General features: G+C 74.2%; 14 protein-coding genes. 3 read left to right on the top strand and 11 right to left on the bottom strand.

The window, feature by feature from the left end; genetic code table 11:
- Positions 1-79: 79 nt before the first annotated feature.
- Positions 80-382, top strand: a complete 303-nt coding sequence (locus MOPEL_RS02375; protein WP_217994496.1) for a hypothetical protein — start codon at positions 80-82, stop codon at positions 380-382.
- Positions 373-1209, top strand: a complete 837-nt coding sequence (locus MOPEL_RS02380) for an FAD-binding oxidoreductase (protein WP_009481254.1) — start codon at positions 373-375, stop codon at positions 1207-1209. The genes MOPEL_RS02375 and MOPEL_RS02380 overlap by 10 nt, the downstream gene beginning before the upstream one ends.
- A 30-nt stretch (positions 1210-1239) precedes the next feature.
- Here the strand turns inward: MOPEL_RS02380 and MOPEL_RS02385 are convergent, their stop codons facing one another.
- Positions 1240-2796: an amidohydrolase gene (locus MOPEL_RS02385; RefSeq protein ID WP_009481255.1), complete on the bottom strand. Its 1557-nt coding sequence runs from the start codon at positions 2794-2796 to the stop codon at positions 1240-1242.
- Positions 2797-3019: 223 nt separating this feature from the next.
- Complete coding sequence (locus MOPEL_RS02390; RefSeq protein WP_009481256.1) at positions 3020-3391, bottom strand: hypothetical protein; 372 nt, start codon at positions 3389-3391, stop codon at positions 3020-3022.
- Positions 3392-3719: 328 nt separating this feature from the next.
- Between MOPEL_RS02390 and dapB the strand changes: the two genes are divergently transcribed.
- The gene (dapB, locus tag MOPEL_RS02395; protein ID WP_009481257.1) at positions 3720-4463 is read left to right on the top strand and encodes a 4-hydroxy-tetrahydrodipicolinate reductase; all 744 of its coding nucleotides are present in this window, start codon (positions 3720-3722) and stop codon (positions 4461-4463) included.
- Between the two features lie 68 nt (positions 4464-4531).
- Here the strand turns inward: dapB and MOPEL_RS02400 are convergent, their stop codons facing one another.
- The 9 genes from MOPEL_RS02400 to MOPEL_RS02445 all read right to left on the bottom strand — a co-directional run bounded on the left by MOPEL_RS02400 (position 4532) and on the right by MOPEL_RS02445 (position 16397).
- Entirely contained in the window at positions 4532-5674 is a 1143-nt protein-coding gene (locus MOPEL_RS02400) for a glycosyltransferase (RefSeq protein ID WP_009481258.1), read from the bottom strand.
- On the bottom strand, positions 5671-6642 hold the full coding sequence (locus MOPEL_RS02405) for an FkbM family methyltransferase (RefSeq protein ID WP_009481259.1): 972 nt from the start codon (positions 6640-6642) through the stop codon (positions 5671-5673). Before MOPEL_RS02405 ends, MOPEL_RS02400 begins: the two co-directional genes overlap by 4 nt.
- Positions 6639-7994: a galactosyltransferase-related protein gene (locus MOPEL_RS15630; protein WP_009481260.1), complete on the bottom strand. Its 1356-nt coding sequence runs from the start codon at positions 7992-7994 to the stop codon at positions 6639-6641. Before MOPEL_RS15630 ends, MOPEL_RS02405 begins: the two co-directional genes overlap by 4 nt.
- Complete coding sequence (locus tag MOPEL_RS15635; protein ID WP_009481261.1) at positions 7991-9196, bottom strand: glycosyltransferase family protein; 1206 nt, start codon at positions 9194-9196, stop codon at positions 7991-7993. The genes MOPEL_RS15630 and MOPEL_RS15635 overlap by 4 nt, the downstream gene beginning before the upstream one ends.
- The gene (locus MOPEL_RS18280; protein WP_009481262.1) at positions 9193-11091 is read right to left on the bottom strand and encodes a glycosyltransferase family 2 protein; all 1899 of its coding nucleotides are present in this window, start codon (positions 11089-11091) and stop codon (positions 9193-9195) included. The genes MOPEL_RS15635 and MOPEL_RS18280 overlap by 4 nt, the downstream gene beginning before the upstream one ends.
- Positions 11088-12167, bottom strand: coding sequence for a nucleotidyl transferase family protein (locus MOPEL_RS17005; RefSeq protein WP_009481263.1), 1080 nt, complete (start codon positions 12165-12167; stop codon positions 11088-11090). The genes MOPEL_RS18280 and MOPEL_RS17005 overlap by 4 nt, the downstream gene beginning before the upstream one ends.
- A 311-nt stretch (positions 12168-12478) precedes the next feature.
- Positions 12479-13765: an MFS transporter gene (locus MOPEL_RS02435; protein WP_040632412.1), complete on the bottom strand. Its 1287-nt coding sequence runs from the start codon at positions 13763-13765 to the stop codon at positions 12479-12481.
- Positions 13766-13836: 71 nt separating this feature from the next.
- Positions 13837-14121: a YbdD/YjiX family protein gene (locus MOPEL_RS02440; RefSeq protein ID WP_009481265.1), complete on the bottom strand. Its 285-nt coding sequence runs from the start codon at positions 14119-14121 to the stop codon at positions 13837-13839.
- Positions 14121-16397 carry a carbon starvation CstA family protein gene (locus MOPEL_RS02445; RefSeq protein WP_009481266.1) on the bottom strand — a complete coding sequence of 759 codons (2277 nt, stop codon included), beginning with the start codon at positions 16395-16397 and terminating at the stop codon, positions 14121-14123. Before MOPEL_RS02445 ends, MOPEL_RS02440 begins: the two co-directional genes overlap by 1 nt.
- Positions 16398-16412 lie beyond the last annotated feature (15 nt).

A 16412-nucleotide genomic window follows, 5' to 3' on the forward strand; every position in this document is an offset into this window, starting at 1 on the left:
GCCGTCGGCCCTGCGGCGTCCGCTCCCGATCCGATGCCCGATGGGCCTCCCGAGACGAAAGGCGACGATGTCCGAGGAGATGTCCCACACCGCAGACGTGGCCGGCGCGGCCGCCCCCGAGCCCGTGTGGCCGTTGTGGGAGGTCTTCGTCCGGGTGCCGCGCAGCCTGTCGCACGTCCACGCCGGGTCGGTGCACGCCCCCGATGACGCGACCGCGCTGCGTCACGCCCGAGCCCTCTATGCGCCGCGGCAGGACGGGGTCTCGGTGTGGGTCGTCCCCTCCGCCGCGATCACGACCGCCGCCGACGTCGCCGCGCAGGCCACCCATCTCCCCGACGCCGCCGCGGCGACCTGGACCCGCGAGGTGCCCCCGTGCCGCTGACCGCCCCTCGGCCCCGGCCCCGGTTCCACCCGCTCACCGTCGTCGCCGTGCGGCCCCTGACGAAGGACGCCGTCGAGGTCGTCCTCGCCGTCCCCGACGAGCTCGCCCGCGAATTCACCCACACGAGTGGGCAGTACGTCACCGTCCGCGCCGATATCGACGGGCAGGAGGTCCGCCGCAGCTACTCACTGTGCGCCCCACCCACGCCCGGTGAACTCCACCTCGGCATCAAGCGCGGCCCCGGCGGCCTCTTCTCCACGTGGGCCCACGAGAACCTCCGCCCCGGGCAGGTCGTCGACGTGATGAGCCCCACCGGCACGTTCACCGCCCGACGCAGTGCACGCGGAGCGACCCCGTCGGCCCCTCCCGCCCCGGCCGCCGCCACTCCTGGCGCGACGCCCGGCGAACGGCCCGGCCCGTCGCGCTACGTCGCGGTGGCCGCCGGGTCCGGCATCACCCCGGTCGTCCCGATCGTGCGGTCGGTCCTCGAGGACGACCCGGACGCGCACATCGTCCTCGTCTACGTCAACCGGACGTCTGAGGACGTGATGTTCGCCGACGACCTCGCCGACCTCAAGGACCGGTATCCCACGCGCCTCGCGCTCCACCACGTCCTGTCCCGCGAGCCACGGCCCGCTCCGCTGCACACCGGACGCCTCGACGCCGAGAAGCTGCACGCGATCCTCGGCACCCTCGTCCGCCCCGACCTCGTGGACGAGTGGTTCCTCTGCGGCCCTGCCGATCTCGTCCGCCTCGTCCGCGGCGAACTCGCCGCGGCCGGCGTCGACGACGGCGCGATCCGTCACGAACTGTTCACGACCGCCTGACGCCTCGCGGGACGGCGCGAGGGCTCCCGGTCAACCGTGGGTGAGGCGTCCCGCGAGGATCGTCGCGGCCACGGGCATCTCGCGCAGGACGGCAGCGGCCTCGGCGGTGTCGTCCGGCATCGCGAGAGGGTCGGTGTCGAGGAGGACGACATCCCCCCGGGAGCCGACGCGGAGCGTGCCCTGCCCGTCGAGGCTGCACGCGAGTGCCTCTGCGACCGTCAGGGATTCGTCGGCGAACCACGGCTCCCGGTCGTCGGCGCTGCGGTGGACGGCCGCGGCCATCGCGAGCCACGGGTCGAGCGGCGAGACGGGCGCGTCGGAGCCGAGCGCGAGGCGGCCGCCCGCCTCGAGGATGCTCCGGAACGGGAAGCAGCGGTCCGCGCGGTCGGGCCAGCAGTGGGTGGCGACGTCGCGGTCGTCCCACAGGTGCGCCGGCTGCACGCTCGCAGTGACGCCGAGGCGGGCGAGGCGGGGGATGTCGGCCCGCCGCATGAGCTGGGCGTGCTCGATCGACCCGCGGGCCCCGGTGGACTGGAACACGTCGAGGGCGTCTCGCACGGCCGCGTCGCCGATCGCGTGGAGCGCCACCTCGAGACCGCGGCCGCGCGCGACCTCCAGCAGCTGCCGCAGGTCGTCGACGGCGAGGTTCCGCATCCCGCAGGGGTGTTCGAGGGTGGAGGCGTCGGCGTACGGCTCGCAGCAGTGGGCGGTCCGCGTGTTGAGCGAGCCGTCCGAGATGATCTTGAGCGGCCCCATCGTGAGGAGGCCTCCGCCGTCTCCCACCGGATCCCCGGTGCGCAGGCCGGCGTGGAGGACGTCGTCCAGTCCGTCGGCGTACGTCCCGATTCGGATGCGCAACGCGTCGATGCCGCCGCGGGAGAACCGGTCGGGCCACAGGTCGACGCCCCGCTCGAACTCGAGGTCGACGATGCCGGTGACGCCCCGTCGCGCCGCGTCGGCGACGACGGTGCGATAGCCGGTGAAGGCCCGGGCGCGAAGGCCGGGCAGGCGTTCCTCCAGGAGGGGGAACGCGTCGAACCACTCCTTCTCCGCGACGACGCCCTCCCGGACGGGCAGGCCGAGAAGCTGGAGGGCGGGGGTGTTGAGCCATCCCGAATGGCAGTCGCCGCTCACCAGGACGACGGGCACCGCGTCGGTGAGGGCATCGAGGGCCGCCACCGTGGGCTGCTGCGTCCACGTGGCCGTGCGGTACCCGAAGCCGCAGATCGTGTCGCGGGCATCACCGGGCAGCGCAGCGAGTTCGGCGCCGACGATCGCCTGGACCTCCCCGACGTCGCGGGCACTCGACACGTCGAGGCGCGTCGACGTCGCCGCCCACTGTCCGAGGTGGACGTGCGCGTCCCACAACCCGGGGATCGCCCACCGGCCGCCGCCCTCGTGGACGGTCTCACCGGTGCGGCGGCGGAGTCCCGGGCCGACCTCGGCGACGGCCCCACCCTGGATGCGCAGATCGACAAAGAGCGCCTCCCCATCGTCCGCTTCGCCGGCCGACGGGCGCCGGCGACGGGTCGACCCGCCCGGTTCGACGTCGACGAGACGCACCTCGCGGACGAGACAGTCGGACACCCGTGACCTCCTTCGTCGTCGGCGCGCGGACGCGCCGGCCCGTCCGGCGCCGGTGCGCCGTCGGGACTCACCCTGTCATCTTCGTCCGCCCGGCAGGGACGCGCACATTCGCGGCATCTCGGGTCGTCGGTCCGGCATGGGAGAGCGGGCGAGGGAGTGCTCGGCCGTACGGACGGGGCGTCAGGGACGGCGGGAGGAACGCAGGAGTCGCGTGAACGCGCAATCAGCGCCGGCGGAGGATCGCGCGGATCGCCGCGTCGACGACGACCTCGCCGTCGTGCCCGCCCACCGTCTCCCCGGCCCCGGCCACGGCCCCGTCGCGTGTGGGGGTCGTCTCGGTGACGTACGTGACAGCGCCGGTGAGGATCGCCCGACTCGTCGTGTCGTAGTGGCGCCACCCGGCGAGGAGTGCCTCGAGGTCGGGCAGGGCCCGATGAACGGTGCCGTCCTGGGCGTGGAGGGCCGCGACGAGCTCCGCGGGGTCTTCAGTGCTGTGGCAGAGCGGCGCGACGTCGTTCCACAGTTCGCCTAGGTCACGTCGGAACCGTTCGAGTGCAACGGGATTCGATGATGTTTCGGAAATCACGGCAGCCATGGTCACCAACCTGGGGCGGGCTTGGGGGTCCCCATGCTAAGGGGTCCGCGGGCCCACGGTCAGCGACAGGTGCCGATCGTCATCGAGCCGTGACCGTCCAGGAGCCACCGAGGTCGTGTCCTCCGGCGGACGTCGCCGCTGGCCCTGGGGCTGCGGTGCGCGACCACGGGCGCCCCGTCGACCGTGCGCATCGATCTCGTCCGTCGATCTCGCGTGTCGACGGACCCGGCGGACCGGGCGATCCCGCGACGGGGGAAGATCGAGAAGGATCCCAGGACGGATCCCCGGACGCCCGACGCGGGGCCGGGACGAGGAGAGCGAGGACGACATGGACACGATCCGCGTGGCCGTCATCGGGGCGGCCGGACGCATGGGCAGTACGGTGTGCGACGCCGTGGAGGGCGCCGACGACATGGAGCTCGTCGCGCGCATCGACGACGGGGACGACCTCGGCGACCTCGGCGGCGCCCAGGTGGCCGTCGACTTCACGGTGCCGGACGCCTCGCCGGGCAACGTCGCCCACTGCATCTCACGCGGCGTGCACGTCGTCGTCGGCACGACGGGATGGACGCAGGAGCGGCTCGACGCCGTGCGACGCGACCTCCTGGAACACCCCGAGGTCGGCGTCCTCGTCGCGCCGAACTTCGCGTTGGGTGCCGTGCTCATGATGCGGTTCGCGCAGGAGGCGGCCCGGTTCTACGAGTCCGTCGAGATCGTCGAGCTGCACCACCCGCGCAAGGTCGACGCACCCTCGGGCACGGCGGCGAACACCGCCCGGATGATCGCCGCGGCACGCGCCGACGCGGGTCTCGGCCCGGTGCCGGACGCGACGGAGCACGACCCCGACGGCGCACGTGGTGCGCAGATCGAGGGGATCCGCACGCACGCCGTGCGGATGCGCGGGCTCGTCGCCCACCAGGAGGTGCTCTTCGGCGCCGAGGGGGAGAGTCTGACGATACGGCACGACTCCTACGACCGCGTGAGCTTCATGCCGGGCGTCCTCACGGGCGTGCGCGGGGTCGTCTCGCGGCCCGGCCTCACCGTCGGCCTGGAGAACTACCTCGACCTGTGAGGTGCCCCGGTATCACCCGCCGCGGCGGGTGATACCGGTCGGACGTCGGCGCGCGCGGCGCGTCGGCCTCACATGACGGCCGTGCGTCCGCGCCGCGAGCGTCCACTGCGATCGGGGGCGTGGTCGGGGGCGCGGTCGGCGGCTCGGGCCTGCACCATCTCGGCGAAGAGGTCCTCGTAGGCATCGAGCATCGCCGTGAACGACAGTCGCTCGACGGCGTCGGCGCGCACGGAGGCGCGGTCGAGGAGGAGGGCGTCGGCCACGACGGCCGCGAGGGCCGCGCCGGGGTCACCCGCCGGCCCGGGGTCGTGCACGGCGATGCCGCCGCGGCGACCGATGACCTCGGGGAGCCCGCCGCGTGCGAGGGCGACGACGGGTGTCGCGCACATCATCGCCTCGGCGGCGACCATGCCGAACGGTTCGTCCCAGCGGGGTGTGACGAGGCAGGCGCCGCTGTGGGCGAGGACTTCGCGGATCTGCGGGTGCGAGAGGTGCCCGAGGTAGCGGATCCCACCGCCGAGGAGCGGTTCGACGTCGTGTCGGAAGTGCACGGCGTCGCTCACCGGGCCGATGATCGAGAGCCGCCGCCCGGCGAGTCGGGCCGCGCGCACGGCGAGGGGGAGCCCCTTCTCGGGGGTGATGCGCCCGACCCAGACGAGGTCCCCGCTGCCGGGGCCGGGCCGGAAGAGGGTCTCGTCGACGCCGTTGGGGATGACGTCGACGTCGTGCAGGGTCGTCCACTGCCGGGCCATCGCGTGGCTCACCGCGACGTACCGGCAGTCTGGGGCCGCGAGGGAGGCGCCGTGCTCCATCCACGGCAGCGGCGGGGTGTGGAGGGTCGTTACCATCGGCGCCGGCATGAGCGGGCTGAACGCGAGCGGCAGGTGGTGGAGGCTGTGGTTGAGGACGAGGTCGACGTCGGTGCGCCGCAAGAGGTCGGTGACCCCGGCGGTGAACGCGTGGTGGTCGGCAAGGAACCGTGGCTCGGGCAGGTGGGGGTTGAGCAGCGCGGTGTCGCTGAGTGACGGCGGCCCCGGGTACGTCACGAGCTCGTCGGCGAGATCGCGGGGCGTGCCCTCCGCGGCGTAGAGACGGACGATGTGGCCGCGGCGACGCAGGCCCGCGACGGTCGCGGCGACGATCGCCTCCATGCCGCCCGCGTACGGCTCGCCCAGGGGGTGCCAGTTGGGGCCGACGACGGTGAGCCTCACCGGCCACCTCCGTCCGTGTCGCCGCTCGGTGCACCGTCGTTCGACGTGCCGCGGAGACCGAGCGTCTCGGTGACGAGGTCGTGGAAGCGGTGTTCGGCGTCCGTCGGCAGCGCGCCCCGGTGGGCGAGCTCACGGACGCACACGAGGCCGACGCCCATCGCGCCGTAGGCGCCGCACGCGACGAGGGCGCCCGCGCGGAGCATGTCGTCGGAGAGCTCGGCGAGGTGCGCGAGGTCGCGGACGTAGAGGAGGTCGGCCTCGACGAGGTGGCGGGCGTGGCCCTGGAGGGGGTCGTCCCACGCGACGGGGGAGAGCGGCCACGTGCGCGTCGTGACGAACGTGTGCGGGACGAATCCGGCCGCCCGCAGACGGGTGTCGACGTCGGCGAGCGTCGGGCCGTTCTCGTAGAGCCGGTGGAACCCGACCTCGACCTGCACGGCGAACACCGTGGCGAGGACGCGGGGAGTGCCGTCGAGGACGGCGGGCTCACCGCCCTGGATGTCGAGGGCGAGGAGGTCGGCGCGCTCGACCTCTGTGTCGTCGAGGCGGACGGTGTCGACCTCGACGCGGTCGGTGACCTCGGCGAGGCGCGGGAAGTCGGTGAGGACGGCGAGCTGGCGCGTGTCGGGGGCGAGCAGCGAGGAGAACCCGCCCGCGGCGCACACGTGGAGGGTGTGGCGGCCACCGTCGCCGACGGCGTGCGGCAGGTGGCGGGAGTGCTCGTCGTCGGCCTGTCGGAGCTCCGCGAGGGACTCCTCGTCGGGTTCGAACCCGGTGACCCGGGCGAGGCCGGCCTCGAGCAGCCCGGCGTAGGCGGGCGGTTCGCCGACGAGGGGGCTCGCGCCGACGTCGACGACCTCGACGGGCCGCCCGACGCGGAGCAGGTCGGCCAGCGTCGTGAGCGCGGATCCGGTGAGACGGGGGCCGAGGTGCTCGGTGAGGGCCTGGTCGGTCGTCTGCGCGGTCATCGTCGCTCCTTCGTCGGGCAGGGGTCGGCGGTCGGGAGGCTCGTCGGAGCCCACCCGTCCGTCGCCACCGGCAGGGTGGTGGCCGACCGCCATCCCCATTCGGCCTCGAGGGAGGCGTCGGGGCGGGCGGTGCGGACGGTGTCGCACGGGGTCGGCGCCGGCATCGGTACCCCGCACGCGTGGTCGCGGGTGCGGATCACGCGGAGGCCGGGTCGATGCACGGGGGTGCCGGGTGTGGCGCTCTCACACGCGGCGGCGAGTGTGCTCGTGAGGCGGATCGGGGCGTCGACGTCGACCCGGAACCGTGCCCGGGCGAGCGCGGCGGGCGGTGGTGGACCAAGGCGGACGCGGGGATCGGAGCCGGGCCAGAGCCCGTCCGTGAGGATCCTCCCGTCGTCCAGCCACACCCGTGCGTCGGTGCCACGGAGGAGGTCGGCGCACGTGAGGAGCACGTCGGCGGGGCGGAGACCCCCATCGTGGAACGTCACGACGACGTCCGGATATTCCCAGAGGAGGTGGGGGTCGCGCGCGCCGGGTTCGGTGATCGTCGCGGCGAGCCGGAGGGTCTCGGCGAGCTTGCGTGAGTACGCCTGTGTCGTCGTGGGGCCTGCGCCGGCGTCGGCCGTCTCCTCGTCGCGCCCCGCGGCGTCGGGGCCGTCGTGCCAGGCGACGGCGTCGGGGACGTGACGGAGGTCGGCGCCCGCGAGCCACGCACGTTGCGCAAATTCCCAGTCCTCCCCGCCGTATCCGACGAACGACTCGTCGAAGCCGCCCGTCGCCTCGAGGAGGGCGGGAGTCACGGCGAGGACGGCACTGATGACGAAGCGGTAGCTGCGGTCGTCGGCGTCGCGGAGGTCCGACGTCGCCGCGTACCCCTCCTCGAGCCACGTCGTGTCGGGCAGGATCCGCGTGGGGTCGGGGTCGGCGAGGAACCGCTGCACCGCGGCGTCGTCGAGGCCGTCGAGGTCGGCGTAGCGGCGACGGCCGACCGCGAGGACGCGCCCGTGCGGGGCGTCGGCGGCGAGTTCCTCGACCTCGCGGGCGAGGCGGTCGACGTACCCGGGGGTGGGCATCGTGTCACCGTCGAGGAAGAGGACCGCCGACAGCGACTCCCCGGTCTCCCCGGCCCGGGCGAGGAGATGGCGGGCGCCGAGGTTGCGGGCGGCGGCGGCGCGGAAGCCGAGATCCGCCTGGGTGACGAGGTCGACGCCCGGCCGGTCGTCGAGAGCCGGGGGCACGGTGGAGCCGTCGTCGGCGACGACGACCCGCGCGTCCTCCCGCGGCCCGATCGTGTCGAGGACACGGTCCAGGCCCACGGGGTCCTCGTAGTGGACGACGACGATGCCGATCACGGTGTGTCCCCATCGAGGATGGGCGGCGCCGGGCCCGTCGTGCGGGTCGTGGGGACGGTCGTCGAGGTGACGGCCCAGTCCTCCACCGCGCGGGCGAGGGCGGCGGCGGCCCCGTCGCCGTCGGGGGTGAGACGGGCGCCGGGGTCGAGCCACGTGAGCGAGGGGTCGGCGAGCGCTGCGCGGGCCGCGGCAGCGAGGTCGGGGTGGTCGGTGCCCGGGCCGTACCGGAACGACGCGCCGGGACACCGGGACTCGATCTCGTCGACGTATGTGCCGGTGGGGACGAGGGGGCGGCGTCCCGCGGCCAGCCAGGAGCCGATCGACCCCGAGGCCGAGACGTGGCGGTGGGGTGCGACGGGGATCCACGCGGTGCGGAGCGCGTCGCGGACGGCGTCGTCGGGGAGGTGCCCGGTGACGGTGACGGTCCGCCCGAGCTCGTGGGCCCGGCGGCGGAGGGTGTGCGCCTCGTCCTCGTGACCGGGGGAGACCTCGCCGAGTGCGACCAGGCCGACGTCGGCGGCGTCCCCGCCGAGGGTGGCGAGCGCCTCGAGGGCGTCGGCGTGGCCCTTGCCGGGGTAGAGCCAGCCGAAGACGGCGAGGCTCCGAGGGCCGGCGGGGGAGACGGGCCCTCGAGGGTCGGGCGGGTCGAGGGGGAGGGGGACGACGACGATCGGCGGGGCCGCGCGCCCCTCCTCGGCGAGGGCGGTGGTGAGCAGGGCGCGTTCGTGGTCACTCGCGACGACGACGCCGCGGGAGGCCTCGGCCATGCGGGCGTACGCGGCGCGACGGCGCTCGTACCGGCCCGGCCCGTCGGCGGGCTGGGGGAGGTCGTGGAGGGTGAGCGACACAGGGTGCCGGGCCGCGAGGGCGACGAAGATCTCGGCGCACTCGCCCGCGGTGGGGGCGAGGAGGTGGTCGGTGAGGTGGAGGTGCACGTGCGGCGCCCGCGCGTCCTCGCCCCTTCCCGCCTCCGCGGCGTCGACGACGGCCGCCTCGAGCAGCGCGGTGGTGTCGTCCGTCGTCGCGGCGGGTCCGTCCTCGACCACCCGGCGCACCGAGTGGTCGGCGAGGGCCGGCCGTCCGAGGAGGTCGAGGGCGTGGCGCGTCACCCCGTGGCGGTCGGGACCGGGCACGAGGTGGAGGACCTCGACCGGTCGTGAGGCGGACGTCGTGGTGTGTGGCGAGGACGACGGCGTGCTCACGGTCGATCCTCCGGTGCCGTGACCGCCCACGTGTCCCCGTCGAGGCGGGCGAGTCCCTGCGCGGCGAAGGCCTCGAGCCACCCCTCCATCGGGTGACGCCCCCAGCGTCGGGCGAAGAGGTTGGCATTGCGGACGATGTCGTCGAGGTGCTGCACCGGTGGGCGCTGCGTCGGGTGGTACTGGTGGTACGCGTCGGCACCGCCGAGCCACAGGAGGGCGCCGCCGAGTTCGCCGAGGCGCATCGCGACGTCGGTGTCCTCGCCGCCGTAGCCGACGTACTCCTCGCAGAACCCGCCGAGGGCGCGGTAGTGGGCGCTCGTGAGCGCGAACGAGAGTGACCAGAAGAGCCGCAGGTCGTCGGCGGGGAGGACCTCGCCGGGTGCCGGAGCGGGCCGGGCGGGGTGCGGGTCGGCGAGCGTGGGCAGGGCCCCGAGGTCGTAGCGGCCGTCGACGGCGCCGGTCTCCTCGACCGGGGGGAGATAGGCGACGGGGCCGGACCAGACGACGGGCGCTTCCTCCTCCGTTCGGGAGCGCACGGCGTCGGCGTAGGTCGCGACGAGACCGGGGGCCGGGATGCAGTCGACGTCGAGGAAGACGAGGACGTCGCACCCGAGTTCGGCCGCCCGGGCCGCGCCGAGGTTGCGGGCGCGGGCGAGCGGGAGTCCGAGGGGCTCGGCGTCCACCTCGACGACGCGGGGGCGCAGTCCCGTTCCCGCACAAGCGTCCTCGACGATCTCGCGGACGCTCGGGTCGGCCATCGCGACGACGACGAACTCCTGCGGCAGGTGGGTTCCGGCCGCGAGACCGGCGACGAGTCCGCGCAGGTGCTCACCGCGGCCGTGGACGAGGGTGACGACGGCGGTGCCCGCCGCGACCCGTCGCCCGCGGGCGGCCGCCTCGAGGACGGCGGCGGCCCGTCGCGCGCCGTGGCCGTCGGTCCAGCGTGCCCAGGCGGCAGGGTCGCGTCGCGCGGCACGCTCGAGGAGCGCGGGCCAGTCGAGGTCGGGCAGACCCCCGGTGGCGTCGACGGTCTCGGCGAGGTCCCCGGCGCGGAGCGCGGCGATCGTCGCGACCTGCTCGCCGTGCGGGCGGTCGAGTCCGACGACGACGGCCGGACGCCGGGCCGCGGCGACCTCGGCGACGGCGTTCTGTCCGGAGTGAGCGACGACGACGTCGGCGGCGCGGAGCTCGTCCCACACGTCCTCCGGCGCGGCGCCCCACACCCACGTCCACCCGGGCGTCGCCGCTTCCGCCGCGGCCCATCGCTCCTCGGGCACGTCGCCCCCGCCACGACCCCAGAGGACGAAGACGCGGCGGCTCCCGGCGTCACGATGCGCGTCGGTGTCGCGGCCGTCGGTGCCCGCGGTGCGATCGTCGATCCGGTCGTCGAAGCGGGAGATGCCGCCGACGTGGACGGTCTTCGCCGCGACGTGGTCGGGCGTGCCCGGCTCGGGCAGAGCGGCGGGCCACGGGGCGACGAGACAGTGGGCGACGTCCTGGGCGAGGCGGTGGGGGAGGTCGCTCCGGTCGCCGCGCATCGCGGCGACGACGACCGGCACCCCGAGGAGACGGGCGAGCAGTGTGACCTCGACCGAGACGTCGACGAGGAGGAGGTCGACGCCCTCCTCGCGCAGGCCCGCGGCGAGGCGGGCCATGCGGGCGGGGTAGGGGTGGTCGCCGATCGGCGCCCAGTGGAGGACGCCGCCCGCCGTCGGGTCGGATCCCGGACCGGGGGTAGCGGCGTCGTCGGGGAGGTCGACCCAGTGTCCCGGCCAGGCCTCGGGCCGGGGGTGCGTGGAGAACCCCACGACATCCTCGGTGCACTCGCGGGCGATCGCGACGGCGCGGGCGAGGTGCCCGGCGCCCTGGTGGTGGACGTAGAAGCCGATCCTCATCGCGGTCCTCCCGGGGCGTCGCCGCAGACACGGAGTCGCACGTCGCGGTAGAGGCGGGCGTGCAGGGCGCGCACGTCCTCCCGCTCCCGCACGCGCGCGGCACGGGCCGGTCGGGCGGGCCGGATGTCCGTCCCGTGGTCGCGGTGGGCGCGGGCGATCTCGACGCCGATCGAGGAGGCGGAGACGGGGTCGTAGGTACGCACGGGGCGCTGTTCGGAGGCGTGCCCGGCGGTGGAGACGAGGACGTCGGTGCCGAGGTCGTGCGTCATCTCGAGCCACCCCGAGTGCGTGCCGAACCGGTAGGGCAGGAGCGCGAGGTCGACGTCGAGGAGGTCGCCCCACAGGGCGTCGTCGTCGAGGGGGCCGTGGATGCGGGCGTCGACGTGCGGCGCGGCAAGCAGTGGCGCCAGGCGGGGGTCGTGTCGTGGGTGGGCGGGGTCGAGGACGTCCTCGTGGACGTGGAGGCGGAGGGAGACGGGCGCGCCGGCGTCGGCGAGGGCGGCGACCGCGTCGCGGGCCCGCACGAGGGTGGGGACGTCGAAGGACGCCCGCAACGACTTCGCGTGGACGCCGACGACCCACGTGTCGTGCGCGGGCCGCGGCGCGTCGAGGTAGGCCTCGTCGACGACGTGCGGGTGCGGGTGGACGACGGACTCCCGACCCCACCGGCGGGCGATCTCGTGCGCGGCTCCGGGGGTGAGGGTCGTCACCGCGTCGGCGGCGGGGACGACGACCGAAAGCAGCTCGTCGTACCGGGCGTCGGGCCCGAGGTGGGGGTTGACGAGGTCGTGGACGGTGACGACCAGGCCGATCCGCTCGGCCCGCAACGCCTCGACCCAGGCACGCATCTGTGCGGGGGTGCGGTGCTCGAACCCGAAGTGGAGGTGGACGAGGTCGACGTCGGCGGCGTGCACCCATGCGGGTTCGAGCGCGGGGTGGGGCCACCACTGCCCTGCGGGAGCGCCGGGGACGGGCGGGTCGGGGCGCAGCACGCCGCCCGGGGACACCGAGAGGGCATAACCGTGACCGGCCGGGATGTGTTGCAGTCGGGCAGTGCCCGTCGTCGTGGCGCGCACCGCCTCGGACCTCCGTCGATGAGCCCACCGAGGTGGGCGGACACGGCACCGCCGGGGGATACGGGCGGGGCCGGGTCTCAACCTAGCCCCCCGGCGTCGGGTGCCGCCACCAGACGGCGGGCGCACCTCCGTTCGGGACCGGTCGGGTGGAGTGCGCGGATCGTCCCGTCATCCTCACGTCGTGGGACCGGACTCGCACTGTCCGCGGACGGACGAAGCGGAGCGGGTGATCGGCCGGACGTCATCGGGCGCACGGGGTCGCGGGGGACCTGCAGTCGCGCGACCCCGGCGTCAGGGTCGCGGGCGGGGCGTCACGAGGCCGTGACCGCGCTGCGGGAGGCCGTGCGACGTCCGAGCGCGAGGAGGACGAGGAACGCCCCGACGGTGACGGCGCCGTAGGCGATGCCGACGCCGAGGTAGTCGACCCGTCCCATGACGATGCCGGCGAGGGCCGCGGAGAGGGCGCCGACGAGGGAGACGAGCGCATCGCCGAACCCCTGCGCCTCGACCCGCTGCGTGGGCGGTAGCGCGCTCGTGAGCATCGTCGCGCCGGCGACGGAAGCGGCCGACCAGCCGAGGCCGAGGAGGACGAGGGCCGCCGTGACGACGGGCAGGTGCGCGGAGCCGAACCCGGCGAGGAGCGCAGCGGCGAGGGTGCCGACGAGCCCGCCCGCGGTGACGGTGTAGGCCCCGAACCGGTCGGTGAGGACGCCCATGACGGGTGACAGGGCGTACATCCCGGCGATGTGGAGGGAGATCGTCATGCCGATGATCTCGAGGGTGTCGGGGGAGCCCGCGTCGTGCATGTGATGGGCGATGTGCAGCGGCGTCATCGACATCACCCCGACCATCGTCGCGTGGGCGCCGACGAGGCCGACGACCGCGGCGAGCGCGACGGGGTGGGCGGCGACGATGCGCGCCCCTGCGGCCCACGTGTGGGCCCCCTTCGCCATCGGTGGGGCGTCGTCGAGGCGGCGACGGACGAGGAGCGGGTCGGGGCGGAGGAACAGGAGGATGACGGTACCGCCGACGACCATTCCTGCCGCGGAGATGACGAACGCGCCCGCGTGCGTGGGGAGTCCGAGGACGTTCGCGAGGGCGGCGCCGGGGCGGCCGGTGTTCGGGCCGAGGACCGCGCCGACGGTGATCGCCCACACGACGAGGGAGAGGTCGCGCCCCCGGTGCTGCGGCTCGGCGAGGTCGGTGACGGCGAACCTCGCCTGGAGGTTGACGGCCGTCGCGACCCCGACGAGGAGCGACCCGACCGCGAGGAGGGCGTAGGAGGAGGCGAGGACGGCCCCGACCATCGCGAACGTGCCCGCGATGGCGAGGAGCAGGCCGGCGCCGAGCGCGACCCGACGGCCGCGCGCGGCGGCGAGTCGGGCGAGCGGGACGGCGGCAAGCGCGGCGCCGAGACCGAGCGCCGTCGTCGCGGTGCCGGCGAGGGCCTCGTCGCCCGAGAGCTCGACGGCGAGGATCGACCCCAGCGCGAGGGTCGACCCGTTGCCGAGGGAGGAGACCACCTGGGCGCAACAGAGGACGATCCGGACCCGTCGCTGGATCTCGGTCGTCGAGGTGGGGGTGGACACGCCCGTCATCGTGCCATCACGACGAGGACGGCCCGGGCCGATCCGCGGTCGACGGATCGGCCCGGGCCGTCGTGGAGGGATCAGCAGCACCGCGTCGCGGGGTTGCGCTCCATCTCCTCGTAGTGCTCCCGCCAGAACTCGCGTTCGGTGGGGATCGGCGCGTCCGGGTGGGTGCGGCGCAGGTGCGCGACGTACCGGTCGTACCGGTCGGCGCGGGTCACGCCACGGACGAACCACCGCACGGTGCGGGCGGCCCCGCGGGCGCGGTCGAGGAGACCGGGCGCCGCGGCGCCGTCCCCGAAACGGCCGCCCGTCGCGCAGGCCTGCGACGCGGAGGCGTGCGACACCCGGGCGATCACGGCCATCACTGGCGACCTGCCACGGGGGCCGGGTCGAGACCCGCCTCCCGCCACTCGGCGAGGACCTGCTTCTCGAGCGGGGTCGCGACGAACCCGCTCGGGGCGAAGATGTGCGACGCGGGGGCGTCGTGCTCGACGGGCGGGGCGCCGACGCCGCGGAGCCAGCGGGCGACGACGATCATGGCCGCCGCGAAGACGACGAGGACGAGGACGGCGTAGACGATCGAGAGCGTCCCCTGGACCGCGGTGTTGCGGACGACGGCCTCGATCTCCGCCGGCGACTTCGCCGTCTGGAACGTCTGGGCACCGGAGGCGAGCGCCTCCTTGGCCTTCGCGTGGATCGTCCAGTACCCGATCTTCGGGTTGGTACTGAAGACCTTCTGCCATGAGGCGGCCATCGTCACGAGGAGGACGAACGCCAACGGCAGGCCCGGGATCCACGCCCACCTCAGGCCGATCCGCTTGACGGTGACGGCGAAGACGACGCAGAGCGCGATGACGGCGAGGAGCTGGTTGGCGATGCCGAACAGCGGATAGAGCATGTTGATGCCGCCGAGCGGGTCGGTGACGCCCATGTAGAGGATCGAGCCCCACGCGAGCACCATGATCGTCGTCGCGATCCACGCGCCGGGGCGCCAGCTCGGGTCCTTGAACGCGTGGAGGCCGCGGACGTTGCCGATCGCGTCGGAGAGCATGAACCGGGCGACGCGAGTGCCGGCGTCGATCGTCGTGAGGATGAACAGCGCCTCGAAGAGGATCGCGAAGTGATACCAGAACGCCTTGTCGCCGACGAGGTTGAGCAGCGGAGTGCGGTGCATGACCTCGGACATGCCGAACGCGAGCGTCGGCGCGCCGCCGGTGCGGGAGACGATCGAGTTCTCGCCGACGTCCTTCGCCGCCTGGGCGTACACCGCCGGGTCGATGTCAGGCAGCGGGGTGCCCGCGCCGGAGACGAGGTGAAGGCCGTTCGTGTAGGCCGCGGCCGTCTCGGGCGTGCCGCCGGTGAGGCCGGGCGGGGCGTTCATCGCGAAGTAGACGTGCTGGTCGATGATGCACGCCGCGACGAGGGCCATGATCGCGACGAAGCTCTCGGTGAGCATGCCGCCGTACCCGATCATGCGGGCCTGCGACTCCTTCTCGATGAGCTTGGGCGTCGTGCCGGAGGCGATGAGGGCGTGGAACCCCGAGATGGCGCCGCATGCGATGGTGATGAAGAGGAACGGGAAGAGGTTGCCCGCGAACGCCGGGCCCGTGCCGTCGTGCGCGAAGTGCGTCACCGCCGGCATCTGCAGCTCGGGGCGCACGACGAGGATCGCGAGGGCGAGCATGACGATCGTGCCGACCTTCATGAACGTCGACAGGTAGTCACGCGGCGCGAGGAGCATCCACACGGGCAGGACTGCGGCGACGAACCCGTAGACGGCGAGGCAGATCGCGAGGGTCGGCTTGTCGAGGATGAAGACGTGCGCCCAGTCGCTCTGGGAGACCCAGCGTCCGCTGACGATCGCGGCGAGGAGGAGGACGACGCCGATCGCCGACACCTCGGAGACACGCCCCGGCCGCAGGTATCGGAGGTAGACGCCCATGAAGAGGGCGATGGGGATCGTCATCGCGACGGCCCACACGGCCCAGGCGCTCTCGGCGAGGGCGCCGATCATGACGATGCCGAGCACGGCGATGAGGATGACCATGATCGTGAGGACGCCGAGGATCGCCGCCCAGCCGCCGACCGATCCGAGCTCGTCACGGGCCATCTGGCCGAGGGTGCGGCCGCGGCGGCGGATGGAGAGGTGCAGCACCATGAAGTCCTGCACGGCGCCCGCGAGGACGACACCGAAGACGATCCACAGCGTGCCGGGCAGGTAGCCCATCTGGGAGGCGAGGACGGGACCGACGAGCGGCCCGGCGCCGGAGATCGCGGCGAAGTGGTGCCCGTAGAGCACCCGGCGGTCGGTCGGCATGAAGTCCTTGCCGTTGTCGAACTCCTCGGCCGGCGTCATGCGGGTGTCGTCGGGTCGGTGGATCTTCGCGTCGATGAGACGGGCGTAGAACCGGTAGGCGATGAGGTAGGTGCCCACCGCCGCGAGGACGATCCACATGGAGTTGACGTGCTCGCCCCGGGAGAGGGCGAGGATCGCGAATCCCGTCGCGGCGACGAGCGCGATGACGGCGAAGACCGCCCTTTCCTTGCCCGACATGCCGGGTGGTTCGACGACGGCGACCGGGGGCCGGTCGGGATCGGTACGGAGCGTCCTCGCTCCGTCGGCGACCTCGGTTGGCATGGTGTGCTCCTGACA

Origin of the sequence: Mobilicoccus pelagius NBRC 104925 (assembly GCF_000247995.1) — a bacterium.
Classification (GTDB): domain Bacteria; phylum Actinomycetota; class Actinomycetes; order Actinomycetales; family Dermatophilaceae; genus Mobilicoccus; species Mobilicoccus pelagius.